A 24,144-nucleotide genomic window follows, 5' to 3' on the forward strand; every position below is an offset into this window, starting at 1 on the left:
CTCACTTAGTTATTGTTCACTGTCTGCGGATGACTCTTTCATCACCATGATGGACGCAGAAAGCCCGAATCGAAGATCAACATCTTCAGGAAGTTCTTGTAGGGAGATTCGCACCGGAATACGTTGTGCTAAGCGAATCCACTGAAAAACAGGGTTTACGTTTGGAAGAAGGTTGTAGCCGACCGTGCCGTCTTTGGGCGCAATACCCCAACCAATCGAGTCAACCGTCGCGTCAATTGGCGTGTCTGGGTGAGACATCAAAGTGACACGCGCTTGGCTGCCAGGTTCGATTTGCGCAAGTTGGTTTTCACGGAAGAAACCAAATACCCAAAAGCTGTTTTTGTCGATCAGTGCGAGCAGTGGTTGGTTTGCGACCGCTTGCGTACCGTTTCTAATATCGAGGTTAGATACAAAACCATCGACGGTCGCATAAACTTTGGTAAAGCTGAGATTAAGGCGTGCTGATTTTAGTTGCTCTTCTGCAGATTTGATTTGCAGTAGCGACTCTTCGTAAGCGATTTCACGACGAATCAGATCCTTGTGAGAAACCGCGCCACGGTCTTTGGCACGAATGTCTTTTAAGCGGTCATATTCGATTTTTTTACCGCGAGAGCTAACAATGGAGCGCTCCAGTGCTACTTCGGCTTGAGATAACGCAACCTGGTAAGTCGCAGGGTCGATTTCAAACAGTAAATCCCCCGTTTTTACTTCTTGGTTGTCTTGCACCGCGACATTTACAATTGGGCCTGATACGCGAGGAGCCACTTTGATGACGTTAGCACGCACTTGCCCATCTCGTGTCCATGGGTTATTAAAGTATTCCTCAAACTTTTGATAGCCGAGCCAAGCTGCGCCACCAAGAATGACAAGATTGAGTGCGATTACTAATAGTTTTTTCATCTTGTTTGGCACCTAAAATTGAATATAAAAGCTGTCGATGGCCACCACATAACCGACCATGATGGCAATAAACGTCAGAGACGGAAAAGCGATGAAGCGAGACAAACGTGTCTTGTTCAATATCATCACCGTTATCCACGTGGCCGTGACGGCGAGAAAGAGCACGAGTAGCGTAGGAGAAAAGTAAACGTCTCCCCAAGAGAGTTCATGAGGCATTACCGATCCTCCGTTTTGTTTTCATCACTGGTCTCAGCCGGAGTTTCGAGTCGCAAAGGCGGCAATACGCGGTTTTCTTCATTTAAATAACCATCCCAGTCAGTTCGTTCTGTCATTTGCTTGGCAATAGATTCACTGATGAAAGGCTTGCCTGTTTGGGTTTGCCAGCCTCCACCGAGGGCTTTGTAGAGCGCGACAACTTGGTTCGCAACATTACCTTTGATCGTTGCGTAGCTGTCTTCTGCGCGGGTCATTTTTTCTACCGAGTTAAGCAGACGTTCGAATGAAATTTGTCCGTTTTCGTACTGTGTCATGGATATGTTGAACGCACGAATGGAAGAGTTGACCGATTGCAAGCGTAAATCTTTTTGCTGCAAATACAGGTCATACGCTTCGATTGCATTGGTGACTTCATTAACGGCTTGCAGTACCTTTTTGTTGTAGTTCGTCAGCGTTTCTTGGAAGCGAGCATCTTCGAAACGAATGTTATTTTTCACGCGTCCGTATTGGAAAATGTTCCAACTGAACGTTGGGCCAACCACCATGGTGAGCGAATCGCTAAAACTGAAACTGCTGCCATCGGGAACCGTACTGTCGATACCGATGGAACCGAACAACGAAAAGCTTGGGTACAGAGCGGTTTCTGCCACGCCAATCTGCGCACTTTGCGCGCGAGCTTGCATCTCAGAGACTTGCAAATCCGGACGTCGCATCACTAAGTTAGCATCCACTTGCGTATCCAAAAGCGGTGGACGTGGCACAATGGAGCGCTCGTCGGTGCCCGATAGCGCCGATTTTCTGCCCGTTGATTTGAACTGGGCTTCGTACTCAGCGATTTGCTTGTGCATCCCATCCGACTGTAGCAGTCCATCTACTTCTTCTGGTAACAGACCCAGTAGCAAAGCCAACACAGTACGTGATTGCTTCATTGCCACTTCGAGGCTCGGTAGCGCTGCTTTGGTGGTGTAGAGTTGGTTTTTAGCTTGTTGAACGTCCAATTCTGTAACGTTGCCAGAGTCGAACTGCACCTGTGTAATGCGGACGACACGCTCTTGAATCTCGATATTGCGGCGAGACAGCAAAATACGTTCTTGGAATGTGCGATAGTTGATGTAATTGCGTGCCACTTCGGCGGTTATGGTGACCATGATGTCGTGATACGATGCGATGGATGCGTAGTAACCCGCTTCTGCCGACTCAATACCGCGAGCATACTTGCCCCAAACATCCATTTCCCAAGCAGCATCAAACGACAAAGTGGCGTTATTCACGCCCTGATCATTTACGTAGGCACGCGCTAGGTTTCCTGACACGGTTTGAACTTGTGGGTATTGCAAGCCAGTCGAAATACCAAGCAATGAACGTGCTTGGACAATTCGTAGCCCTGCGGCTTCTAAATCGAGGTTTTGTTTGCTCGCCAACTCAACCAGCTGATTAAGAGTTGAGTCATTAAATTGCTGCCACCATTGTTGTAGCTGTTGCTCTGATTGCTGCGTATCTTTGGCTGCTTTTTGCACCGACCAGTCACTTGGCAGTGGCGCCTGCTTTGGATGAACATAATCTGGTCCTACCGTGGTACACGCACTGAGTCCGAGCAAAGAAAGTATGGCGAGGCTTGGTTTGGTTAGTTTTGGAAGCATCATATCCCCACCTTTAAAAACGCTTCTGTTGTAAGTTCACCCAATCGATATCCTCGTAGGTTTGCTTGCAATGCTTGATTGCTTCGAACACGTTCCGTTTTAAATTCAGCAAGATATAAAAACCGGCTATCTCTGAATAAGCGTAGTCAGATAAATCCAACTCACTAAAAAAATCTTCCAGTTTATCTTCGAATGTTTGGTAATCCTGACTGTATTGGTCGAATACGGAGTCGAGTTCTTGTGTTGCTTGATGGCTGGCTAAAGCGCCTGCCATCAAAGGAATGATGGAATCGCGGTGTTGTTGACGAAGCTGAGTAATCAGCGGATTGGCCATCAACTTTTTCTCGGCGGCCATTAAGATGTTGATGTGATTACTGAGTACATCACACGCTTTGCTAAACGCGCCAATCGCTTCTGGCGTGGTTTTATCAAAGTGTTTGTGGTTGATTTTCGAACCCCAGACTTTGAGCTTTTTCGATGAGACATTGAGCGTCACCAAGTGCAAGGCCCGTTTGAGCGGCGTAATAACCGAGCTGGACTGCTGTTGATAGGTAGTGAACAGCTCTCGGGTATGTCGGAAGTAGCGTTCTTTTATGGTCAAAAAGAGGTGTTCTGGTCGTGAGCTAAACGGGAAGTAGTGCGCGAAAATAATCATGAACACCACCATGTAGAACAACAGCATGATCGTCATGAGGATCCCGAAGTGATAAAACATGTTGTTGTCTAAACCAAGAACAAACAAGCCAATCATATAGAAAATCGTCACTGGCCCGTTAAACAGATAAAAACCGATAAAGGTGTAGATAAAGATAAACAGGCCAAGTTCTAATCCGAGATCCAATTGCGGAAGGATGAAGACGTAAGAAGGTACCGCGAACAAGAAGCCGAAAGTGAACAGAACAAGTAACAATATCGGGTGCACAGGTACGAACGACAGCAAAGACATAAACATGGTCGAGAAGACCACGAACGAGTAGCCGCCTGGTGGATTGAAATAAATCCAAATCAGTCCTGCAACCCAATAGGTAACAAAGGTTTTGACCGCAGTTTTAAAGTTTTCTGCGTCCCACCATAGAAACTTGCCTTTCGGTTTCGGCAGTGGCACGTCAAAGGAGACATTGTTCGTCACAGAGTCAATGCAGCTAATGCTCTCCGCTAAACGCGACAAGTTTTGATGCATCAGTTCCAATAGGTGACCAAGCGTAAGCGCAGAGCCTTTCTCTAGGTGAGCTGCGTCTTCAAGCAACGCTTGGTTGTATTTGACTTTGAATTCCTGGGCACGATAAGCGGGTTCTTTTTCGTCCCAGACTTGTTGGCAGGTATCAAATAGCGCGTCAATTTCCGCCACGGCTTGAGCAAAGTTGCTGATGCTTTCACGGTCTTGCTGGTGGCTAAAGTGGCTGTGCGCCGCGACGGTCAATTGTTGCGTTACCTGCTTGTTCAAATGAACTGCCAAGCGCCACTCTTTCATGTAGGCCGACACGTCACTGCATTCCACACTGACCGTGGCAAAACGCTGTTCGAGCGCATTTTGAGCAGCAAACATCTGTTCGATGAGAGTGTCCACGCTAGGAGGTTGTGGCTCTTCCGCTTCTGGATTTTCTTCTCCGCCTTCTTGAGGAGAGATTTGCCCTGCCGATTTTTGCTCGAAATTTTGCAAGATAGAGGTGAACAACGCGCGTTGTGCTTGGTTGAGTTGTTCGATGAGCTGTCTTAGGTTTTGTTCTGTTTTGGTCGGGAATAAGAAAGTCCCCACGAGTGTGTAAACCACCACCCCAAACACCGTCATATAGGCGCGGTCAACGCCATAAAGAAACGCACCTTCTGCGTCACCGCCATTGGACATCATCAACGTCATCACGCCGGTCAGCATGAGTAGCGTTGGATCTTTTTGATAGGCATTACGGAAGTAAAAAATGAATGAGACCACAACCGACACGCTCAACATGTACAGCAAGCGGTCTTGAGCAAACAATCCCACCAGTAACAAGCCAACGACGGCGCCAACCAACGTACCGAACACGCGTAAGGTACCTTTGGCGAGGGATTCACGACGACTGCCTGTGGATGCAATCAGCATCACTGTGGTTGCGGCCGTCGATGCTTGCGGCCAACCCATGGCAAACGGGATCAGATAAGCCAGAGTCAGGCTAAGCGATACTTTAATAGCGAATTTTATTTTGTCGTTCATAGTGTCAAAGTTTGCTCAGGCTTATCGTTATAAGTTGATGAATTTCTTATGTGAATAATCAGAACCTTGTTCTGAATAAATTCGGGGGGGCGGAATATAGCGGGTGAAAAAGTGTGCTTTGTAAACCCTTTGTCAAAACAAAAAGTGCGTATTTGGCTTGATCTCGTGCTAGCCCTTGGCGTTATTGGTGAAACGCCTAAAACGAGCAAATTCGCGATCTGTGATGATTCTCACTTTTGAAACAAAATCGCTGCATTGTGTGAGCCAATTCTCACCTTATATTCTTCGCCTGGTACCAAAGCAGACCACTTGTACCATCTGTAATGAGCTTTACTGTTTTAAAAAGCATAGATGATGAATGGGTACTTGAGAGGGAAAGTTATTACTTTTTATCGGCTTGCCGATTGTTCGTTTGTTTTTTTGGATCGAGATAAAAAAGCCAAAGCGATGCCACCAAGAATGATGCCGCTGGTTAAAAGAATATGCAGTGAAAGAGGCTCGTGGAGTACGACGGTGCCGAGTAGCAAAGCAATGGCTGGCACGGAAAGTTGGCTGACGGCGGCTTGAAGCAAAGAGAGCTTACGCATTACTTGATACCAAAGCGTATAACCAAGGCCAGAGGCAATGGCACCAGATGCGATAGCGAGCAACACTCCGCTCAAAGAAAGGTGGATTGAGGACAAGATTAATGGCGAAAGGAGCACGCCAATTATTGATGCTGCGATGAATCCCCACGTGATTCCACTACTTGGAGAAGGCGCTTGTTTACCGAGCGCAGTAAACGCAGCCCAACAAACGCCAGAAATCAACATGAGAAGTGCAGAGCTAATATCGGGGCGCGTGGCAGATGGCAACATCAACCAAACAAACCCAACAATTGAAAGGCCGATACCGATGATTTCGAGAAACTGAAAGCGCTCACCTTGCCACCAATAGATTGCCAGTAACGTAAGTTGCACGGCACCAAACAAAAGCAAAGCACCTGTTCCTGTCGCCAGTTGTAAGTACGCGAAAGAGAAAAGGGCAGCGTAACCAAATAACGCCACGCCAGCAAAAAAGCGAAAGCGAGAAGTTGGCCGATCGGTTTTCCACTGACCTCTCACGACAAGCATTGCGATTAAGATAACAGCGCCGGATATCAATCGAACGAGAGTGAAGCTTCCTGCATCAATTAACCCTTCGGCCAAGGCAAGTCGGCACAATAATGAATTGGCGGCGAACGCCAGCATTGCAATAGCAGTGAGTAAAAAGGTCGACATCCTTGGCCCTTAGCGTGTAAATGAACAGCTAGTGTAGATCCAAAAGAACATTTTTATTAGTTGATAAAGTGATTAGTTATAGCTATCAGAGCAAGAAAGTCATTAAAAATAACCAGAGAAAACCTGACCTTAGCCTGAGTCTTACTGTGGTTGGGAAGGTTGTTTGTACAATGACTTAATGGTGTTTTTCAACCATAGCAATTTGGGATTGTACGCATTGCGTTTATGCCAAATCATGGTAAATGGAATCAGTAACTTGTCTTGTTGAGCTTGGTCTAATGGAATTGGCAAGCACACCAAATCGAGATGCAGCTTTTCTGTGTAACTTTTGCAATAGTGCGGCGCGGTGGTGATCATGTCATGCGTCGGCTGCGCTGCCATAAAAAGGGATTGCTCAAAGTTGGACATCGTCAGCCCGATAGAGCGCTGTAGCCCTAGTTCCGTTAATACTTCATCCAACGCCCAAGTTTCACTTTTTTCCCAAACAATATTGATGTGTTGGTAGCTCAGAAAGGTCTCGAGATTCCACTCTTGCTGTAATGCCGGATGATCTTTATGTAAATACACCATCGGCAGGTCATAAAATAGAATCTCAAAATCCAAGAAATACGGCAGAAGATCCAACGACTCTTTCGATCTCGGGTGACTCTCTCGGCCGGTAAAACCGATATCCGCCTCTCCTCGAATGATGGCGTCGAGTGAATCGTAATCCCAGTTACTGGTTTTTACTTTCGCTTCAGGGTATCGCTGGTGGATAGCGACGATGAGTCTGTCCAGCACTGTGAGCACTAATGGCGACTCAATCGTGATATCAAAACGCACTCCTTTAGGCGTAATATCGCTGCGTTTTTCTGCAATTTGGCTGCCAATTTGCAGCCATTCTGCGAGATCTTGCTCCATGCTTTGTGCCAAAGGCGTTGGCGCAAGACCTTTAGGTGTTTTGACAAACAAAGGATCATCGAACCAATGACGAAGTTTGTTGAGCGACTTACTTACGGTAGAGGGCGTAACGTTCAGCTTTTTCGAGGCTTTCGAGACGCTTTGCTCTTGCAACAATAATTGCAGAGTGAACAGTAAGTTTAAATCAAGTCGCGCTAGGGATTTCTTCATAATGGGTATCGTGAACAGGCTTTGGAATCAATAGTATTAGAGCAAGGCTGATTACGCTACCTAACACCAAGATAAACAACAACATATTCAGTGCACTAACGCCGATGAAACCCATAAACCAAATATAGAACGCGGAACTACAAACTTGAGCAATGCCCAGTAACGAGCTCGCCACGCCAGCTTGTTGAGAGAATGGGCTGAGCGCTTGGCTCATGGCCACGCCAAAGCCACAAGCGAAACCAGCGCAAATCAACCCAAGTCCGAACACATAGTAATGAGATTGTCCATCATGGAAATGGGCAGCACTGAGCACGATGCCTGCACAAGCGAGCAATACTTGAGAGGTGATCATTAAGGTTCGCTGCTTAAAAATCCCCAATGCCAATGGCGCAGAGAACGAAATCAACATACTGATCGTCGCAGTCCCCGCCATGATGGAAGAATAGCCACCGCGATCAAAACCAAGCATACTCATCACAACAATTGGTGAAGCGTTAACAAAGGTCAGGATGGTGGTCACTCCAAGTGCAGTAATGATCAGCCTACTGATAAAAAATCGCTCGAAGAACGTCTCTTGATGGCTCTCTGGCGTTGTCTGTTCTTCACCTTGTTGGCTGGGTAGTGATTCCTTGAGAACAAAAATGGCCAATACACTGACGAGAATGCCCATTCCTGCCATCGTGGTAAACAAACTCGGCCAAGGAAATTTCAGCATAATCAAGTGACCAATCACGGGTGCGATCACTGGAATGATACAGGTGATGCCATTGAGCATCGACAATACTTTCGCGCGGCGTTCATCGTCTAACGTGTCGCGTAAAATCGCGAATGCGACGACATAGCAAGATCCAGCCCCGATGCCTTGGCAAAAGCGAGCAATCAAGAAAGTGTTTGGTTGCTCAGCCATCCCGCCGAGAAAAGACGCGAGCACGAAGATCATCGCGCCGACGACGGCAACAGGCTTTCGTCCCACAGAGTCTGCAATTTTCCCCGCGAATAACATGGTGGTAGCCATGCCAGCTAAATAGATCGAAAACGCAATATGCAACTGAGACTCACTGGCGTTGAGATCTGACGCAATTTGAGGCAAACCAACAAGATACAAATCAATGGCAGTAGGGTAGAGTAAAACGAGTGCAAAACTACAAAGTAAAAAACGGGACATGGAAACCTCTCTATCGAATGGCGAGGATAATAGAGTGCTAAACGTTTGCCTGCGAGTGGGAAATACGACACTAGGTATTTCTATTTACGACATACCCTGTATGAATTGAGCATAAAAACAACAAGGAAGATTATGATTACTATTGAAAAGTATTCGCCTGAGCGACATGAACAAACTTGCGAACTTAGCGTGCTAGAAGAGCAATCGCAGTTTACGGTCGCGGATGTGGGTGAAATGCTTACGCGTCTTGAACCTACAGAACTTCCGCATCTGATTTTGACAGACGATGATGTGGTTGGCTTTTTTCTATTTGATGCAGCTTACAGTGAGAAATACGATTTTTGCCCGGAAAACAGTTTAGGCGTGCGGGCTTTGCTGGTGGATCACCGTCATCAAGGCAAAGGCATCGCCAAGCAAGCCATTCAACAGTTTGCCGATTTCGCCAAACGCCATTATCCCGAGTTTGATGCGCTTTATCTCACTGTGAATTGCCGCAACATACCTGCTTATCAGTGCTATTTAAAATCAGGGTTTGAAGATACCAATGAGCTTTACCACGGCGGCCCAGTTGGACCGCAGCACATTATGAGACAGCCGCTTTAGCTATGAAAAACCAAGGATGGAAAGATGAGAATTGAAATCGACAATTTAGAACGGCCGCAAGTGATTGCGATGTTGGAAGGACATTTACAGGACATGTACGCTACATCGCCACCAGAAAGCGTGCATGCGTTAGATTTAGATAAGCTCAAAGCGCCAGAAGTGACGTTTTGGACCGGATGGAAAGGTGAGCAACTGCTTGGGTGTGCGGCGATTAAAGAGTTGGATGACCAACACGCGGAGCTGAAATCCATGCGCACCACGCCTACGGCAAGAAACCAAGGTGTGGCATCTCAATTATTGATTCATGTGATTGAGCAAGCGAAGCAAAAAGGTTTGCAGCGCTTGAGTTTAGAAACGGGCTCGATGGAGTTTTTTAAACCAGCGCGCCTGTTGTATGAAAAGCATGGCTTTGTGTACTGCGAGCCGTTCGGGGATTACGAACTCGATCCGAACAGTCAATTCATGACCCTAGAACTGAGCTAGGGCCATGAATTTTTAGAAGCTAAATCCAATCGATTTAGAAATTCAGATTCAAGTTGATGGTTGGCGATAGGAGGCTTGAACGCTCGTCAGCCAATCGCTTTCTCTTCTCTTTCAGTCTCTTGGCATTGTCTTTGTCTGGATTGCCATCAAGCTGATTATCGATGACCGAGATTTCAGTATCGATTTGTTGGATGCGTTGCTGGCGTTGATATTCTTGATGACCTAACTGGTAGTTCTCAATGAACTCTTTGCTGCTGCACACACCGTAGTATTCTTTGCCTTCGATACCGACAGTGTACCCATTGTCTGGTGAGCAATATTGGATAGTGCCTTTATCAAAGCCTTCTTTCCATTTCGCTCGGTCGGGTGTCACACCCGCTTCACCACAGTCTTCGGTATAGCTATTGATAATGTTTGGATCGTTGCCATCTCGGCCATCTTGATAACCTACGTTGTACCAGTTCGCCGTTTTGCACTCATCCGGAGACATGCTGGCGCAACCTGAGAGCAAAGTCAGTAAAGCCAGGGGGATTAGCGCTCTTTTCATCAGTGACTGTCCTTTAAATAAAATCGAATTGATAACTTGAGTTTAAAATGAACACTGTTCATATCAATGGTTGAAATCATTGTATTCACAATTGTGGTGACTCATTAATCTAAGTGATAAATTTATTATGCTGAATAGAAGTGTGTTTGATTAGTATTATCCACGAACTGCGCCTTTGCTGCATCAATCCACTAGCCTTGGCCCCAAATTAAGTGATAATACCAACATAAAGATAAACACCGTCAATGAGGCTAAGACATTGAGCGAACAACCCACCGTCCTTATTATCGAGGATGAATCTGCTATCGCAGAGAACCTGATTCATGTATTAGAGATGGATGGCTACCACGCAGAGTGGTTTGCAACGGCAGGAGAGGGCTTAGCCTTTTTGCAGCATAACTCTGCAGCGTTACTTGTGTTGGACGTAGGCTTACCGGATGGCAATGGTTTTGAATTGTGCAAAACCATCCGTGAGTTTTCTGATATTCCCATTATCTTTCTCACCGCAAGAAGCGATGAAATTGACCGTGTAGTGGGCTTGGAGATTGGCGCGGATGATTACGTGACGAAGCCATTTAGTCCGCGTGAAATGTTGGCGCGCATTAAACTTAGAATCAAAGCTAAAGCGCCAATGATGGAGCACAAACCAGAGCCTGTGGCTGTTCCAGAACAACCTCAATTGAGCCATGATTTGGTTGCGCAAAACTTTGACTACGGTGTTGGCGGGCAAATGCTTGGGTTAACTGCGGTCGAATTTAAGATTCTCGATAAGCTGATTTCCGTCTCTTCCAATGTATTGAGCCGAGAGCAGCTCATGGTCGCGGCAGACATGGCGCCAGAGGCTGCATACGAGCGCAATATCGATACCCACATCAAAGCCATTCGCCATAAGTTGAAGCCGTTTGAGATGTCTGAACGCATCTGTACCAAACGTGGCTTTGGTTACTTTTACTGCATTAAAGGTGAATGATGAATCGCTGGCCGAAGATCCCGCTTGGACTCAGACTGTTTTTTCTCTACTTCATCTTAGTCGGAATGACGGCTTACATGGTGAGCAAAACCGTTGTCCAAGAACTTAAGCCAACCGTGCGTCAAACCACTGAAGAGACGCTGGTGGATATGGCGAACTTGCTCGCGGTATTGGCAGAAGAGGACGTTGCAAACGGAAAGTTGTCTGAGAGTCGCTTCTCCAAACTGCTAGCGGCTTATGGGCAGCGAGAACCTCAAGCGCGCATTTGGGAAATTGGCAAAAAAGCGATTAATCATCGAATTTACATCACCGATAAACAAGGGATTGTGATTGCGGATTCTTGGCAGCAAGACGTTGGCAAAGACTACTCACAATGGAATGATGTGTATCTCACGTTGCGCGGTCAATACGGCGCGCGCAGTACCATCGAAGACCCGAAAGATCCGCTTTCAACCGTCATGCACGTTGCTGCGCCCATCTACCACAAAGGCGAAATCATTGGCAGCGTGACGGTGGCAAAATCTAATCGCTCAGTACAACCCTTCATCGATCTTTCTAAACGCAATGTATTGTTTTGGATGGTGTGGATGAGTGGTTTAGTGCTATTGGCAGGGGCATTGTTTGCTTGGCGAATTCACTCGGCACTGAACAAGCTAGAAGACTACGCGACCAAAATGGGTGAGGGTGAAAAGGTCTCTAAGCCAACATTTCGTATCTTCTATGAGTACGGCACGCTAAGCGACGCATTGGAGAAAATGCGCAACCAACTCGACGGCAAACAATATGTGGAAGAGTACGTACAGACGCTGACTCATGAGCTGAAAAGTCCGTTATCAGCGATTAAAGGCGCGAGTGAAATATTGCAAATGCCATTGCCTGAAGAAAAGGTCACGCGCTTTGCTGGCAACATTGAGCGAGAAAGCGACCGCATGCAGTCATTGATTGATAAGTTGCTAGAACTTGCTCGTCTTGAAAAGCGCCCCGAGCTAGAACAAGTCGAAGCTATCTCGCTAAAACAAATGGTCAATGAAGTGGTTGAATCGGCGGATGCGCGCTTGAGTGCTAAGTCGGTGATTGCCAACATCCAAATTGATGACCATCTCTCCGTACTTGGTGATGCCTTCTTACTGAAACAAGCCGTTTTTAACTTGATGGACAATGCGCTGGATTTTGTTGATTCAGAGGGACGCATTGAATGGAAAACTGAGGTCACGAAAGAGAAGGTATGCCTGTCGATTTTCAACTCAGGTCCTCACATTCCTGACTACGCGATGCCTCGTTTGACCGAGCGCTTCTACTCCCTCGCTCGGGAAAATGGCGTTAAGAGTACTGGGCTTGGGCTAAATTTTGTTGAGCAAGTGACCAAGCTGCACAAAGGTAAGTTGCAAGTCGAAAACGTCGATTCTGGTGTGAAAGTGACCTTGATTTTACCAACTCCATAGAAACTCCACATTAGCTCCATTCGTTCTCCAAATTGCTGATTTAGATTACTCCCATCAGCAAATGGAGAATGAAACATGAAAAAGATCCTCAATAACCAACTCGGCACGAAGTTCGCCTTCGTGCTGTTTTTGTTTGTCTTACTGCAAATCCCGCTTTCAATGGTCACAGGGCTGATCTCAGAACGCTCATATCGCCAAGATGAAGTCAGAAACGACATCGCACGCAGCAGCAGCGGCGAACAGCGCATCATTGGTCCATTCATCATGGTTAATTACACCGAAACCAGTTACCGAGATGACAAAGTACAGATTAAAGAGCGTCGTAAATTTCTTTTACCTAGCACTTTTGATATGAGCGCGAATCTGGACAGTTTTGAAAAGTACCGAGGCATTTACCGCGCGCGTTTATACAAAGCACAAGTGGTACTGAAAGGCACTTTTGATGCAGACGATCTCGCGGCGTTGCAGGGGCTTGATATTGACAACATGAGCCTAGTCGTTGGCATTGAAGACAGCCGTGGATTGATTCGTTTGGATGACATGACCATGGCGAGCTCTTATATCGAAGTCGCACCGGGAACGGGGTTAAATCAGTTACCACAAGGCTTCCACAGTGATCTGACACTTGCAGACCTAAACCCAGCACAACCTTTGGCATTCGATCTTAACTTCTTGCTACAAGGGATGGGGCAGCTTCAAGTCACACCAATCGGCAGTCAAACAACGGTTGAACTCTCTTCAACTTGGGCACATCCAAGCTTTATCGGTGATTACTTACCGGTGTCATCAGAAGTCTCTGAGGATGGATTTAATGCACAATGGGCGAGCAATAACTTCTCTACCAATATCGCGCAGCTGTTCCAAAGCTGTTTGTCATCGAATCACGCTTGTCACGAGCTTGAACAGCGACAAATGGGCGTAGATTTGATTGATCCCGTGGACCACTATTTGAAATCCCACCGAGCTGTGAACTATTCACTATTGGTTATCACATTAGTGTTTGCGAGTTTCTTCTTACAGGAGCTGTTCCAAGCGCGTCCGATTCACCCTGTGCAATACGGTTTTATTGGTCTGGCTTTAGCGCTTTTCTATCTGTTGTTGATTTCGATGAGTGAACATCTGGGCTTTAACTGGGCATATGTGGTGTCGGCAGTCGCATCGACGGGGCTTTTAAGTGTGTACGTGAGCGGTATGTTGAGCAACACCAAACACGGCGCGATATTCGGAGTGTGTTTGCTCACTCTCTACGGATTACTGTTTGGCTTGCTACAAGCAGAAAGCTACGCATTGGTTATGGGGACATTACTGTGTTTCGCGATTTTGAGCTTCACTATGGTCATTACACGCAACATCGATTGGTACGCACGAAATAAGAAAGAAGAAGAAAGTGCAAAGGCGAATCATGAAGATATTTAAGCGAGCAACTCTCACTGGTCAGCCAAGCGATATGGTGGAAGAAACGTGCGCTATCCACCTGCGATTTTCTGCAAAAAATGGACTGAAAAGCTTGGTGTGTTTTATCGCATTGGTCGTTATTGCGCTCTATATTCGAGACAGCTTTATTCGTCCGACATTTGGTGATGTTCTGGTTGTGGTTTGGCTCTACTACTTTCTTGCAAGCTTGTTCTCCATGCCCGTTAACTGGCTGGTTTCACTGGTGGTGTTGATTGCGTTTGCTGTCGAGTTGGGGCAATTGCTTCAGGTCGTAGCTTGGCTTGGTATCGAACCTTCATCGCCTCTGGCTGTAATTTTGGGCGCCACATTTGATTGGAAAGATCTGCTGGCTTATAGCATCGGAGGTCTACTGTGTTGTTGGATGGAAAAGCAATGAAAACCGAGATGAAAGCCATTGCGCTACCAAACCGACTCCGCCATTCCAAACGAGGTATTCGTAAAAGGATCAAAATCAGTTTACTCAAGCGCGTGTACCTTTGGTCACTGACCAATAGAGAACTACTGTAGCGCTACTTCTCTATCTGAAATACAAAAGGGAATCTTAACTCACCGGCGCACAGGTGAGTTAAGACTCCCTTTATTATTCATTGAGACGTCTAGCTGCTACTTTTAATTAGCTTTCAAATGAAAGTTTCTCGCCGAACGTCTCTTTCCAGTCTTTATCGAACTGCTCAACCGCCGGTTTTACTGCTGGGTGAGCGAACATTTGTGCCGCCACATCGGTTGGCAATGTAATGGCTTCGATGCCCAGTTTCATCACTTCCATCGCTTGTTGAGTGTTCTTGAAGCTGGCTGCCAAAATCTTCGCTGGTAGTTGGTTTTGATCGAGCAACAATTGAAGATCCGCGACCACTTCAACACCGTTGCCGTTCATCGCATCAATGCGGTTTACGTAAGGTGCTAGGTAGTCAGCATCGCACAGTGCCGCTAGGAAACCTTGTTGAGCTGAATAGATAGCCGTGGCGAGAACCTGAATTCCCTCTTTTTTCATTAGCTTAATTGCTGCTAAGCCGGTTTCTGTTGCTGGCACTTTTACCACTATATCGTAAGGCAATTCATTCAGTTGGCGCGCTTCTGCCACCATACCTTCGACGGTTGAACTCACGACTTGAGCGTGAAAGCGAGGTGTACCGCCAAGTGCTTCTTGCATGCCTGCTAGGGTTTCATTCAGTCCCTGTTTTGACTTCGCCAAAATGCTTGGGTTTGTCGTCACGCCTTTTAGCGGTAGGCACTGGTTAAAGCGTTTTACTTCTGCCACATCAGCAGTATCTAAATAAAGTTCAATCATGGTTTCTACCTTAAACAAAATCTTCGTTTTGATGATGGGATCACTATAGATCTGACAATCGAACGAGATCTTGATTTTGATCAATTGAAGTTTCATTTGAAACTATAATAATTTCATTAAATGAAAGTTGAGTGAAACTTGTAAACGCTCAAATGAAGCTTTCAGTTCGAACAAAGAAAAGCCGCTGATAAGACTTAACCAGCAAGAAACGGATTAAGTACACAGCGGTAGCACAGACCAAGAGGCAAGCAGAGATGTATTTCAATATCCAACGATTCTCTACCCATGATGGCGATGGCATTCGTTCCATTCTTTTTCTTAAAGGATGCAGCTTGTCTTGCCCTTGGTGTCAAAACCCAGAAAGTCGCAGCGAAAAACATTCACTGTTGTTTGATCAGCGAAGCTGTATGGAAGGTTGCCAACTGTGCGTTTCTGCTTATCAAGCCACAACTCAATCCAGAGCGGATAGTGAAACGGTGAGCGATGGTATTCAACGCATCGACAACCAGATCATCATCAATCGCAAAGCCATCAAAGAAGACCAGCTGATCGCGCTGCGAGACGTCTGTCCTACGCAAGCACTGACTGTCTGCGGTGAAGAGGCGAAATCAGACATGTTGTTCGACACCTTGATGAAAGACAAACCTTTCTACGACCAAAGCCAAGGTGGTGTGACCTTCTCCGGTGGTGAGCCACTCATGCAAGCAGATTTGGTGGCAGAACTCGCGCAGCGTCTGCATGACAACCAAGTCTCTACCGCCATTGAATCGTGCATGCATGTGCCGTGGAAGAATGTCGAAAAAGCCGCGCCGCATATTGATTGCTGGTTGGCGGATTTAAAACACACTGATGAAGAAAAGTTTCTTAGCTGGGCGAAAGGTTCACTGAAACGCATCAAAGACAATTTCCGAAAACTGGCACCTATCGCGAAACGCATTGTGATTCGTGTTCCCGTTGTGCCGGGGTTCAATGACACCATCGAAGAGTTGAAAGACATCATCGATTTTGCGGCTTCACTAGAAAGCTGCCAAGAACTTCACTTGCTGCCGTACCACACGCTCGGCATCAATAAATACCGTTTGCTCGATATGCCTTACGAGTGTTCTGACAAGCCACTAAACAAACCAGAACTGCTAGAAAGCGCCATGCAATACGCAAGCGAAAACACCCAACTTAACGTGATTGTAAGAGGTTAACTATGGACCTGAATTACCTTCCTGAGCGTATCAAAGCGCACAAATCGGCACTGGTAAATATCGTAACGCCACCTGTCTGTACCGAGCGTGCAGAGGCATACACTCGTGCTTATCAAGCAAACGAAGACAAACCTGTAATTGTCCAACGTGCGCTAGCACTGCAAGAGCACTTACGCACTCGTACTATTTGGATTAAACACGATGAGCTAATCGTCGGTAACCAAGCGAGCAAAGTACGCGCTGCGCCTATTTTCCCAGAATACACAGTGCGTTGGATTGAAGCGGAAATTGATGAGCTAGCCGACCGTCCTGGTGCAGGCTTTGCGGTCACTGAAGAAGATAAGCAAAGCATCCACAGCATCACACCGTATTGGCGCGGTAAAACTGTTCAAGACCGTTGTTATGGCTTGTTCACTGATGAGCAGCAAGAAATCTTAGCCAGCACCATCATTAAAGCTGAAGGCAACATGACTTCGGGTGACGCGCACCTTGCGGTGGATAACGAGAAAATCTTGAAGCTAGGCATGAACGGCTTGTTAGAGGATGTTCGTCAGCACCGTGCTAACAATGATGTTTCGACCTTTGAAGGCTTGAAGAAAGAGCAGTTCTACAAATCGGTCGAAATCGTACTGCTTGCGATTCAAGATCACATGGTGAGCTACGCTGAATTGGCGGCAAAAATGGCGTTAGAAGAGACACGCCCGCTGCGCAAAGCTGAGTTAGAAAGCATTGCGGCAAACTGTCGTCATGTCGCGAGCCACGCTCCAGAAAACTTCTGGCAAGCACTGCAATTGAGCTACTTTGTTCAATTGATGCTACAAATCGAATCGAACGGTCACTCGGTTTCTTTCGGTCGTATGGACCAATTCCTCAACGAGTTTTATGTTCGCGATATCGAAAACGGCGCGATTGAAAAAGACTTTGCACTAGAGTTGCTACAAAGCTGCTGGTTGAAGTTGCTTGAAGTAAACAAGATTCGCTCTGGCGCGCACTCAAAAGCCTCCGCAGGTTCTCCGTTGTATCAAAACGTGTGTATCGGCGGTCAGAAGTTGAATGAAAAAGGTGAGCCTGAAGATGCAGTGAATCCACTTTCTTGGGTGATTCTGGAATCTTGTGGTCAGTTACGTTCGACGCAACCTAACTTGAGTGTGCGTTACCATGAAGGTTTAAACCAAGAGTTCTTAATGGGCTGTATTGAAGTGATTAAATGCGGCTTCGGTATGCCAGCGTTCAACAACGATGAGATTGTTATTCCTGAATTCATCAAGCTTGGTGTAGAGAAAGAAGACGCTTACAACTACGCATCTATCGGCTGTATCGAGACCGCAGTTCCGGGCAAATGGGGTTACCGTTGTACGGGCATGAGCTTCATTAACTTCGCCCGTATCTTGCTAGCTTCATTGAACGAAGGTGTGGATGCAACAACGGGTAAAGCTTTCTTGCCACACGATAAGTCATTAGCAAAAGGCAACTTTGAGAACTTTGAGCAAGTGACCGCTTCTTGGGCAGAGCAAATCCGCTACTACACCCGTAAATCGATTGAGATTGATACTGTAGTCGACAGCGTACTTGAACAGCAAGCTCAAGACATTTTCTGTTCAACGCTGGTGGATGACTGTTTGGCTCGCGGTAAAACCGTGAAAGAAGGTGGCGCGAAATACGATTGGGTATCTGGTTTGCAAGTCGGTATCGCGAACTTGGGTAACAGCCTAGCTGCCATCAAGCACCTTGTTTTCGATGATGCGCAAATCACTCAGCCCCTTATCTCACAACAACAGCTAGCAAAAGCATTGGCAGAAGATTTCGATGGCATGGAGAACGAACAGCTTCGCCAACGTCTTATCAACTTTGCACCAAAATACGGTAACGATGATGACGCGGTAGACCAACTATTGGCAGACGCTTACCAAGTGTACATTGATGAGCTAGAGCAGTTCGTTAATACGCGTCATGGGCGTGGTCCAATTGGCGGCGGTTACTACGCAGGTACATCAAGTATCTCGGCAAACGTCCCATTCGGTGCTTCAACCATGGCAACGCCAGATGGTCGTAAAGCGAAAACGCCATTGGCAGAAGGTGCAAGCCCGTCATCTGGCTCAGACCGTTTAGGTCCAACGGCAGTGTACAACTCGGTTGGTAAGATTCAAGCGAATAAGATCCTTGGTGGCGTGCTGCTTAACCAGAAGTTAAGCCCGGCAGCAGTTGAGTCTGAAGGGGACAAGCTCAAGCTTTCTATGTTGATTCGCACCTTCTTCAACCACCACAAAGGCTGGCATGTTCAGTACAACATCGTCTCTCGCGAGACCTTGCTAGCAGCGAAGAAGAACCCTGAACAATATCGTGATCTGGTTGTGCGAGTTGCAGGCTACTCAGCCTTCTTCACCGCGCTATCACCAGATGCTCAAGACGATATCATTGCTCGTACCGAGCACGAGCTGTAAGTACACTCACTAACTAAAACGAAAGGCACCGATTGGTGCCTTTGGTTTGCATACTTAATCCGCAAATGACTATACCTGAACGCATTAAAGCTTGTGCAAAATGGTCACGCATTTCTTCGTGATGTTGTCGTACTCTTTCGTCATGTAAGCGGTAGTGATCGCGCCCTCTTTCATGATGCAAATGGCATCGAGTAATGCAGCGTTGTCTGATTTGAGATAGTGATGAATTAGCTCTCTGACTTGCTGCTTATGGTAGCGGCAATACGTTGCGATCTCGCCACTGTCGTCACTGAATTCCGCGGACGTATTGATGAAAAAGCAACCGCGAAACTCGCCCAACTTTTCTTCAGAGCCATGAAACCAGCCGTTGAGTGCTGTAAATAACTGATCGATCACCTCCGCGCACGTTTGTGCTGAAGAAAGCTTTTCCTCCAACCATTCCATAAATACTTGGTGGCGTTGTTCTAATGCGGCGATGATAAGCGCTTCTTTGCTCTCAAAATGGTTATATAGCGTGCGTTTAGCCACGCCGGAAACATTGAGGACTTCATTGATGCCAATAGAGTTGATGCCTTGTTTATAAAACAGTGACAAAGCTGTGTCGATCAATAACTGTTTCTTTTTGTTCATAACTACGTCCTCAAAAAGTTCCATAAACACATATTGACAAAGGTAGACAGATTTGTCTATTTTATTTTGTAGACAATTCGGTCTACTTTGAGGTGTTTATGAATAATTTAATTTTATCGTTGGTTGCCGGGCTTGGCGCTACGTTGGCTATTGGCGTATTGTCCTACGCTGAGGTATCACTGACGGAGGTTGTACTCCTGATGGCACCATTTGGTGCTACCGCAGTACTGGTGTTTGGGGTGCCTAGCAGCCCTCTCGCTCAACCAAAAAACGTGATCATTGGTCACTTCATTACGGCATCTATCGGTATTGCGTTTAGCCAGTATGTTGACGTCACGCCGGTCACGCTCGCGATTGCGACGGGGCTAGGTGTGTCTGCGATGCTGATTACGAAGACCACTCATCCACCTGCGGGGGCAAATCCAATTTTGATCATGGCGTCTGGGCAGGGATGGAGTTTTCTCTTCACGCCTGTCCTGATTGGCGCGGTAGTGATTGTTCTGGTCGGTAAAGGGTTACAGTTGCTACAAAGTCAGTACTTAAACCCTCGACTGAATGGTCAGAAGACCTAGTCGGATTGTAGTTAGAGCCGCGAAAGGGAGTGATCTCTTTTGCGGTTTTATCTTTTGTCGGTTTGCAAAAACAAAATCTGATTCTCTCTTGGTATTCAGTCGTATACATCAACATGGTAGTTAAATTGGTACAATGCGATGAACAGAATCCACCCTAAGAAACTATTGCACAGTAAATGGACGGCAATTTCACCTAAAAACAAAGAGAAGCATTTTGTCGTGACGGAAATGGAACTAGATGAAGATGGTAACGTTGTGAGATGTGTCATCGAGGCAGTCATGAGTAAACGCGACCGAGAGATGAACTGGCAAGACCTAAAAGACTCTGAGCAATGGATGCAAGGGTGGAAGTGAGTGACGCTTCGTTGTTGGGCGAATCAAGCAGAAACGTGCGTTGCGAGTAGGCAAAAGTGGTGCTATCTGATACGTTGATAATTCGTTCTAACGCCCACTCAAAGGATTAATTATGATTGATTTCGACAATTCCTCTGTATTTAAGCTTAAGCCGATTGACGTTTCTAATGCCAGAGAAGACTTCCTTAAGTTCTTGATTGATGGTGAGACTATTTTCGCTGCTTTTAAAACAGTTCGTGACCAAGTGGTGTTTACGAACAAGCGAGTGATAGCGGCAAATGTGCAAGGGATTACCGGCTCAAAAGTGGATTACACTTCTTTGCCTTACAGTAAGATCAATGCATTTTCTATCGAGACCTCTGGTACTTTTGATTTGGATTGTGAAATCGAGTTCTTCATGAGTGAGGTGGGAAGAGTGCGTTTTGAAATTAAAGGCTCGTTTGATTTGATTTCTTTCAACCGTATGGTTAGTGAGTATGTACTAGGTTAAGGGATTAGAAATGAGAGCTTCGCTGAGAGACAAAATTATAGAGGTCTGTGACAAAAAGATCGCGAGTAAAGGTGAATTGGTTGGTCTCTCATTTTATGCGTTTTTCGCTAATAAAAATGACGACCCAGAGCTGTTGATGGAAGCGGCTACGTGGTGGATTCAGACTCATCAGCTCGACCACTTCGAAAAAGCAGTAAAAATAAAATCAATGGTCGAGTCGGGGAGCTAAATTAAAAAAAAGAAGTAAAGAAAGCAGACAAATGCTAATAACGTTGCGGACAAAACAGGGTAGATAATGTAAGAGTCCTGCTTGTTGGTTCGTTGAAAACATAGCGAAACAAGTAAGACGTTATAAACAACAAGTAACAAGCTGATCATGGTTCCGCTGTTTAGTGTCATACTTGATAGCTGAGTTAAGAAAAACGCCAATAAAAGGTAATCGAAGACAATGAGCCATAAAAAGGCTTTCTTTAGTAAGTCGCTTTTTCTTTTTTCGGATGATGTTATGTGCATATAGAACTCAACTAAAAAGTCACAGTAACAGAGGCTTTGGTTAGAGAGGTCACCATCAGAGTGGTGACCTTTTAAGGTTATAATTCTTGAATTTTTACTTCGCTGGTGGCGGTATCGCCGGAGTAATTGATGACTTCTTGACGAATGACTGGTTGGTTAAATTCAGCCTTATCTTTCGCTTTTTGCAGTTCACTTTCTTGGTGGTTGCCAAAAAGGGTCTCAAGCACTTTAGCGGCAGGAGTCGTTAAAACAAACAGCTCAATACGACGGTTTTCGCTAGAATCTGGCTCATCAGGATTAAGCAGCGCTCTATCTGACATACCCGTTACCTGCATTACTCTATCGTCCGGCATACCGCCTTCAACTAACGTATTTCTTGCTACGTCTGCTCGAGAGGCTGATAACGCCCAGTTAGATTGACGACCAAAACGCTTTTTAAATGGAATTGCATCTGTGTGTCCGCTGATGATCAGAGGGTTGTTAACACGATGAAATACAGGCGCTAGTGCGAGCAGTAAATCTTCAAAAAAAGGAGTAAGTTCTGCACCACCACGGCTGAACATATGCTGTTTGTAATCATCTTGAAGGACGATACGCAAACCTTGTGGTGTCACCGTGACGTTTACATTTCCCTGCGCATTAATTTGGGCAGTCATTTGCTCAATTACTTTCGCTAGTGCGGCAAGTTGCTCTTGAGTATCGAAGTTACCAGGAATCAAAGAATCAATTTCTGGTCCATCCCCATCACCTTTGAAGTAAGAGCTTACCACATGGTTGGAGTTGTGTTTACTTGGCACAGAAGAGTCCTGTGCCAAGTCGATAGGAGAAATACTTTGTGATGTATCAAATGGGTTGCCGTAACTCTTGTCGAATACGCTTGAACTATGCAAGTGGGCAACAATCGCTTTACGCTCTTCTTTGTCTACCACCTGCATAACCCAAAGTACAAGAAACAGCGCCATTAGGGCGATCATGAAGTCAGCAAACGCGACTTTCCACGCGCCGCCATGAGACGACTCATCATGGCTGTATACTTTAGCACGTTTGAACACTACATGCTCTTGTTTTTGCATTATCCCTCCTGTTCAGCTAACCACTTCTCCATTTGGTTGAATGTTGGTTTGATGTCTAGCTGAATATGTTTACGACCAGCGTCAATGGCGAGCAATGTCGGCTTTTTCGCTACGTAGGCAACCAAGGTTGCACGAACGCACTCAAAAGCAGTCATATTACGTTTTACTCGCTGAGCCATGGCGTTACTTAGTGGATCTAAGCCACAGTAACAACCGAAAATACCAATGAATGTACCAACGAGAGCTGCCGCAACGTGATAACCAATCATAGCGATTGAGCCATCAATAGCTTGCATGGTGATAATGATGCCACCAACTGCTGCAAGAATACCGAAGCCAGGTAGTGCTTCTGCTGTACGCTGTAGTGAGCGTGAAGGTAAAAGCATTTCGTTCTGTATTGCTTCGATTTCTTGCTCTAGCAGTCCCTCTAATTCATGAGGCGACATCTGTCCCATTGCCATTAAACGTAAATTGTCAGTAATGAAAGAAATTAGGCGATGATCTTCTGCGATCGTCGGGTAAGCGAGGAACATAGAGCTTTGCTCCGGAGCCTCAATATGAGAATCCAGAAACTTGTATCCGCGGTTTCTCGCTGTCTCTAGCAAGTTGTTGAGTAGTGCCATTAATTCCATGTAGTACTCATGCTCTTCTGTTGGACCTTTAATGGTCGCTGGCACTTGGCGACGCATTTCTTTCAGTACATGAGGCGGATTACCGATGATCAAAGAACCAGCAGCGGCGCCAATAATGATAAGGAATTCGGCTGGCTGCCAGATAGCACCTAAGCTACCACCGGCCCACATATATCCACCGAAGACGCACACCAGGATAGTGAGCACTCCAAAAAACTTTTGCATCTTGTGACTCCTAAGAGGACATTAATTGGTTGAGTTGTTTCAGCGCTTGTTTGTGAAGCTGACATATACGAGGTGGTGTCAGATCCAATACCAGAGCTATTTCGTGTAAGTTGAGTTCATGTTGATAGAACAGAGTCAGGAGCAGTTGATCGCGCTTAGGTAATTTACCCAAAGCACTGTCTAAACTACGACGAATATGTTCATGTTCCATGCCATCGTATTGCCCGCCAATGTAGCTATCACCGCTGCTCTCCATCAGTTGGTCAAGGCTTTGCATCTCGCCTGCGAGAGCGGCATTTTGGCGGTTGTAATAATCTTGCTCATTCGTCCCTAAAGCCTGGATGATTTCGGCATCCGTTGGCATTCGACCTAACGTTCGAGTGAGATCTCGAGTCACGTCGTTGAGCTCGTGGGCTTGTTGACGAGTCTTACGTGAACGCCAATCTAGTCGGCGTAATTCGTCTAAAATAGCTCCCCGAACTCGACAAACGGCGAAAGCAGGAAAGTGAGGATCGTCAACATCGCCATATCGGCGTCCAGCCTCGACTAGAGCGATAAGGCCTATCTGCTGCATATCTTCAATACTACAGTGAGAAGTGGCATGAACGCGCAGCTGGTTAACTACGCGTTTTACCATGACCTGATGACGTTGTAGCAATGCGTTTTCATCAATTGGTCGTGACGGTGTTGTCACTTCCTCTTCTGTGGTGTAAGTGTCTTGTACATTCATGTCTAACATGGTTGTGCTC

Annotated in this window: 26 protein-coding genes; 12 read left to right on the top strand and 14 right to left on the bottom strand. The window is 46.2% G+C overall.

All coding sequences use genetic code 11. The annotated features are described in order from the left end of the window. Window positions 1–9 precede the first annotated feature (9 nt). The 7 genes from H9L11_RS18020 to H9L11_RS18050 form a co-directional block, all read right to left on the bottom strand. The gene (locus H9L11_RS18020; RefSeq protein ID WP_205391348.1) at window positions 10–900 is read right to left on the bottom strand and encodes an HlyD family secretion protein; all 891 of its coding nucleotides are present in this window, start codon (window positions 898–900) and stop codon (window positions 10–12) included. 12 nt (window positions 901–912) lie between these two features. Beyond that, complete coding sequence (locus H9L11_RS18025; RefSeq protein WP_005374946.1) at window positions 913–1,116, bottom strand: DUF1656 domain-containing protein; 204 nt, start codon at window positions 1,114–1,116, stop codon at window positions 913–915. Then, window positions 1,116–2,759 carry a TolC family protein gene (locus tag H9L11_RS18030; protein ID WP_031778877.1) on the bottom strand — a complete coding sequence of 548 codons (1,644 nt, stop codon included), beginning with the start codon at window positions 2,757–2,759 and terminating at the stop codon, window positions 1,116–1,118. The genes H9L11_RS18025 and H9L11_RS18030 overlap by 1 nt, the downstream gene beginning before the upstream one ends. A gap of 10 nt (window positions 2,760–2,769) precedes the next feature. Then, entirely contained in the window at window positions 2,770–4,947 is a 2,178-nt protein-coding gene (locus H9L11_RS18035) for an FUSC family protein (RefSeq protein WP_205391349.1), read from the bottom strand. 389 nt (window positions 4,948–5,336) lie between these two features. Continuing rightward, window positions 5,337–6,206 carry a DMT family transporter gene (locus tag H9L11_RS18040; protein WP_033906684.1) on the bottom strand — a complete coding sequence of 290 codons (870 nt, stop codon included), beginning with the start codon at window positions 6,204–6,206 and terminating at the stop codon, window positions 5,337–5,339. A 141-nt stretch (window positions 6,207–6,347) separates the two neighbouring features. Then, entirely contained in the window at window positions 6,348–7,316 is a 969-nt protein-coding gene (gene yidZ, locus H9L11_RS18045) for an HTH-type transcriptional regulator YidZ (RefSeq protein ID WP_005374957.1), read from the bottom strand. Then, the gene (locus tag H9L11_RS18050; RefSeq protein ID WP_033906686.1) at window positions 7,291–8,481 is read right to left on the bottom strand and encodes an MFS transporter; all 1,191 of its coding nucleotides are present in this window, start codon (window positions 8,479–8,481) and stop codon (window positions 7,291–7,293) included. Before H9L11_RS18050 ends, yidZ begins: the two co-directional genes overlap by 26 nt. Window positions 8,482–8,613: 132 nt before the next feature. On the opposite strand from H9L11_RS18050, the gene H9L11_RS18055 reads away from it, so the two are divergent. Next, window positions 8,614–9,084: a GNAT family N-acetyltransferase gene (locus tag H9L11_RS18055; RefSeq protein ID WP_033906687.1), complete on the top strand. Its 471-nt coding sequence runs from the start codon at window positions 8,614–8,616 to the stop codon at window positions 9,082–9,084. Window positions 9,085–9,108: 24 nt separating this feature from the next. After that, complete coding sequence (locus H9L11_RS18060) at window positions 9,109–9,567, top strand: GNAT family N-acetyltransferase (protein ID WP_033906688.1); 459 nt, start codon at window positions 9,109–9,111, stop codon at window positions 9,565–9,567. A gap of 34 nt (window positions 9,568–9,601) precedes the next feature. Here H9L11_RS18060 and H9L11_RS18065 read toward each other — a convergent pair whose 3' ends face one another. Then, window positions 9,602–10,114: a DUF2799 domain-containing protein gene (locus H9L11_RS18065; protein WP_005374970.1), complete on the bottom strand. Its 513-nt coding sequence runs from the start codon at window positions 10,112–10,114 to the stop codon at window positions 9,602–9,604. Between the two features lie 259 nt (window positions 10,115–10,373). Here H9L11_RS18065 and H9L11_RS18070 point away from each other — a divergent pair, with 259 nt between their 5' ends. The 4 genes from H9L11_RS18070 (at window position 10,374) to H9L11_RS18085 (ending at window position 14,357) form a co-directional block, all read left to right on the top strand. Further along, window positions 10,374–11,084, top strand: a complete 711-nt coding sequence (locus H9L11_RS18070) for a response regulator (protein ID WP_033906689.1) — start codon at window positions 10,374–10,376, stop codon at window positions 11,082–11,084. Continuing rightward, window positions 11,084–12,526, top strand: a complete 1,443-nt coding sequence (creC, locus tag H9L11_RS18075; RefSeq protein WP_033906690.1) for a two-component system sensor histidine kinase CreC — start codon at window positions 11,084–11,086, stop codon at window positions 12,524–12,526. Before H9L11_RS18070 ends, creC begins: the two co-directional genes overlap by 1 nt. A 75-nt stretch (window positions 12,527–12,601) precedes the next feature. Next, window positions 12,602–13,942, top strand: coding sequence for a cell envelope integrity protein CreD (creD, locus tag H9L11_RS18080; RefSeq protein ID WP_205391350.1), 1,341 nt, complete (start codon window positions 12,602–12,604; stop codon window positions 13,940–13,942). Further along, window positions 13,929–14,357: a DUF2809 domain-containing protein gene (locus H9L11_RS18085; protein ID WP_033906692.1), complete on the top strand. Its 429-nt coding sequence runs from the start codon at window positions 13,929–13,931 to the stop codon at window positions 14,355–14,357. The genes creD and H9L11_RS18085 overlap by 14 nt, the downstream gene beginning before the upstream one ends. A 237-nt stretch (window positions 14,358–14,594) precedes the next feature. Here H9L11_RS18085 and H9L11_RS18090 read toward each other — a convergent pair whose 3' ends face one another. After that, window positions 14,595–15,269, bottom strand: coding sequence for a fructose-6-phosphate aldolase (locus H9L11_RS18090; protein ID WP_205391351.1), 675 nt, complete (start codon window positions 15,267–15,269; stop codon window positions 14,595–14,597). A gap of 254 nt (window positions 15,270–15,523) precedes the next feature. Between H9L11_RS18090 and H9L11_RS18095 the strand changes: the two genes are divergently transcribed. Then, entirely contained in the window at window positions 15,524–16,465 is a 942-nt protein-coding gene (locus tag H9L11_RS18095; protein ID WP_025768602.1) for a glycyl-radical enzyme activating protein, read from the top strand. 2 nt (window positions 16,466–16,467) lie between these two features. After that, entirely contained in the window at window positions 16,468–18,906 is a 2,439-nt protein-coding gene (locus tag H9L11_RS18100) for a formate C-acetyltransferase/glycerol dehydratase family glycyl radical enzyme (protein ID WP_025768601.1), read from the top strand. An 84-nt stretch (window positions 18,907–18,990) separates the two neighbouring features. Here H9L11_RS18100 and H9L11_RS18105 read toward each other — a convergent pair whose 3' ends face one another. Further along, the gene (locus tag H9L11_RS18105) at window positions 18,991–19,536 is read right to left on the bottom strand and encodes a TetR/AcrR family transcriptional regulator (RefSeq protein ID WP_025768600.1); all 546 of its coding nucleotides are present in this window, start codon (window positions 19,534–19,536) and stop codon (window positions 18,991–18,993) included. A 98-nt stretch (window positions 19,537–19,634) separates the two neighbouring features. Here H9L11_RS18105 and H9L11_RS18110 point away from each other — a divergent pair, with 98 nt between their 5' ends. From H9L11_RS18110 to H9L11_RS18125, 4 genes are all read left to right on the top strand, one after another. Continuing rightward, complete coding sequence (locus H9L11_RS18110; protein WP_005374998.1) at window positions 19,635–20,108, top strand: HPP family protein; 474 nt, start codon at window positions 19,635–19,637, stop codon at window positions 20,106–20,108. 138 nt (window positions 20,109–20,246) lie between these two features. Then, entirely contained in the window at window positions 20,247–20,462 is a 216-nt protein-coding gene (locus H9L11_RS18115) for a TIGR02450 family Trp-rich protein (RefSeq protein WP_005374999.1), read from the top strand. A gap of 112 nt (window positions 20,463–20,574) precedes the next feature. Continuing rightward, the gene (locus H9L11_RS18120) at window positions 20,575–20,952 is read left to right on the top strand and encodes a PH domain-containing protein (protein ID WP_005386881.1); all 378 of its coding nucleotides are present in this window, start codon (window positions 20,575–20,577) and stop codon (window positions 20,950–20,952) included. 10 nt (window positions 20,953–20,962) lie between these two features. After that, window positions 20,963–21,181: a DUF6500 family protein gene (locus H9L11_RS18125; RefSeq protein ID WP_017634431.1), complete on the top strand. Its 219-nt coding sequence runs from the start codon at window positions 20,963–20,965 to the stop codon at window positions 21,179–21,181. On the opposite strand, the gene H9L11_RS23585 is transcribed toward H9L11_RS18125, so the two are convergent. The 4 genes from H9L11_RS23585 to H9L11_RS18140 all read right to left on the bottom strand — a co-directional run bounded on the left by H9L11_RS23585 (window position 21,178) and on the right by H9L11_RS18140 (window position 24,134). Further along, the gene (locus H9L11_RS23585) at window positions 21,178–21,465 is read right to left on the bottom strand and encodes a hypothetical protein (protein ID WP_005375002.1); all 288 of its coding nucleotides are present in this window, start codon (window positions 21,463–21,465) and stop codon (window positions 21,178–21,180) included. The two genes, H9L11_RS18125 and H9L11_RS23585, sit on opposite strands and share 4 nt — an antisense overlap. Window positions 21,466–21,542: 77 nt before the next feature. Further along, entirely contained in the window at window positions 21,543–22,538 is a 996-nt protein-coding gene (locus H9L11_RS18130) for a flagellar motor protein MotB (RefSeq protein WP_005375003.1), read from the bottom strand. After that, on the bottom strand, window positions 22,538–23,395 hold the full coding sequence (gene motA, locus H9L11_RS18135; RefSeq protein ID WP_005375006.1) for a flagellar motor stator protein MotA: 858 nt from the start codon (window positions 23,393–23,395) through the stop codon (window positions 22,538–22,540). Before motA ends, H9L11_RS18130 begins: the two co-directional genes overlap by 1 nt. A 10-nt stretch (window positions 23,396–23,405) precedes the next feature. Next, complete coding sequence (locus H9L11_RS18140) at window positions 23,406–24,134, bottom strand: FliA/WhiG family RNA polymerase sigma factor (protein ID WP_005375008.1); 729 nt, start codon at window positions 24,132–24,134, stop codon at window positions 23,406–23,408. Window positions 24,135–24,144: the final 10 nt, after the last annotated feature.

Source organism: Vibrio sp. sp1 (assembly GCF_016920955.1).
Taxonomy (GTDB): Bacteria; Pseudomonadota; Gammaproteobacteria; order Enterobacterales; family Vibrionaceae; genus Vibrio; species Vibrio alginolyticus.

Bases quoted from the DNA above. Each gene is read 5' to 3' on its own strand.
- H9L11_RS18020 (WP_205391348.1), bottom strand. From the start codon at position 900: ATGAAAAAACTATTAGTAATCGCACTCAATCTTGTCATTCTTGGTGGC.
- H9L11_RS18025 (WP_005374946.1), bottom strand. From the start codon at position 1,116: ATGCCTCATGAACTCTCTTGGGGAGACGTTTACTTTTCTCCTACGCTA.
- H9L11_RS18030 (WP_031778877.1), bottom strand. From the start codon at position 2,759: ATGATGCTTCCAAAACTAACCAAACCAAGCCTCGCCATACTTTCTTTG.
- H9L11_RS18035 (WP_205391349.1), bottom strand. From the start codon at position 4,947: ATGAACGACAAAATAAAATTCGCTATTAAAGTATCGCTTAGCCTGACT.
- H9L11_RS18040 (WP_033906684.1), bottom strand. From the start codon at position 6,206: ATGTCGACCTTTTTACTCACTGCTATTGCAATGCTGGCGTTCGCCGCC.
- yidZ (WP_005374957.1), bottom strand. From the start codon at position 7,316: ATGAAGAAATCCCTAGCGCGACTTGATTTAAACTTACTGTTCACTCTG.
- H9L11_RS18050 (WP_033906686.1), bottom strand. From the start codon at position 8,481: ATGTCCCGTTTTTTACTTTGTAGTTTTGCACTCGTTTTACTCTACCCT.
- H9L11_RS18055 (WP_033906687.1), top strand. From the start codon at position 8,614: ATGATTACTATTGAAAAGTATTCGCCTGAGCGACATGAACAAACTTGC.
- H9L11_RS18060 (WP_033906688.1), top strand. From the start codon at position 9,109: ATGAGAATTGAAATCGACAATTTAGAACGGCCGCAAGTGATTGCGATG.
- H9L11_RS18065 (WP_005374970.1), bottom strand. From the start codon at position 10,114: ATGAAAAGAGCGCTAATCCCCCTGGCTTTACTGACTTTGCTCTCAGGT.
- creC (WP_033906690.1), top strand. From the start codon at position 11,084: ATGAATCGCTGGCCGAAGATCCCGCTTGGACTCAGACTGTTTTTTCTC.
- creD (WP_205391350.1), top strand. From the start codon at position 12,602: ATGAAAAAGATCCTCAATAACCAACTCGGCACGAAGTTCGCCTTCGTG.
- H9L11_RS18085 (WP_033906692.1), top strand. From the start codon at position 13,929: ATGAAGATATTTAAGCGAGCAACTCTCACTGGTCAGCCAAGCGATATG.
- H9L11_RS18090 (WP_205391351.1), bottom strand. From the start codon at position 15,269: ATGATTGAACTTTATTTAGATACTGCTGATGTGGCAGAAGTAAAACGC.
- H9L11_RS18095 (WP_025768602.1), top strand. From the start codon at position 15,524: ATGTATTTCAATATCCAACGATTCTCTACCCATGATGGCGATGGCATT.
- H9L11_RS18100 (WP_025768601.1), top strand. From the start codon at position 16,468: ATGGACCTGAATTACCTTCCTGAGCGTATCAAAGCGCACAAATCGGCA.
- H9L11_RS18105 (WP_025768600.1), bottom strand. From the start codon at position 19,536: ATGAACAAAAAGAAACAGTTATTGATCGACACAGCTTTGTCACTGTTT.
- H9L11_RS18110 (WP_005374998.1), top strand. From the start codon at position 19,635: ATGAATAATTTAATTTTATCGTTGGTTGCCGGGCTTGGCGCTACGTTG.
- H9L11_RS18115 (WP_005374999.1), top strand. From the start codon at position 20,247: ATGAACAGAATCCACCCTAAGAAACTATTGCACAGTAAATGGACGGCA.
- H9L11_RS18120 (WP_005386881.1), top strand. From the start codon at position 20,575: ATGATTGATTTCGACAATTCCTCTGTATTTAAGCTTAAGCCGATTGAC.
- H9L11_RS18125 (WP_017634431.1), top strand. From the start codon at position 20,963: ATGAGAGCTTCGCTGAGAGACAAAATTATAGAGGTCTGTGACAAAAAG.
- H9L11_RS23585 (WP_005375002.1), bottom strand. From the start codon at position 21,465: ATGCACATAACATCATCCGAAAAAAGAAAAAGCGACTTACTAAAGAAA.
- H9L11_RS18130 (WP_005375003.1), bottom strand. From the start codon at position 22,538: ATGCAAAAACAAGAGCATGTAGTGTTCAAACGTGCTAAAGTATACAGC.
- motA (WP_005375006.1), bottom strand. From the start codon at position 23,395: ATGCAAAAGTTTTTTGGAGTGCTCACTATCCTGGTGTGCGTCTTCGGT.
- H9L11_RS18140 (WP_005375008.1), bottom strand. From the start codon at position 24,134: ATGTTAGACATGAATGTACAAGACACTTACACCACAGAAGAGGAAGTG.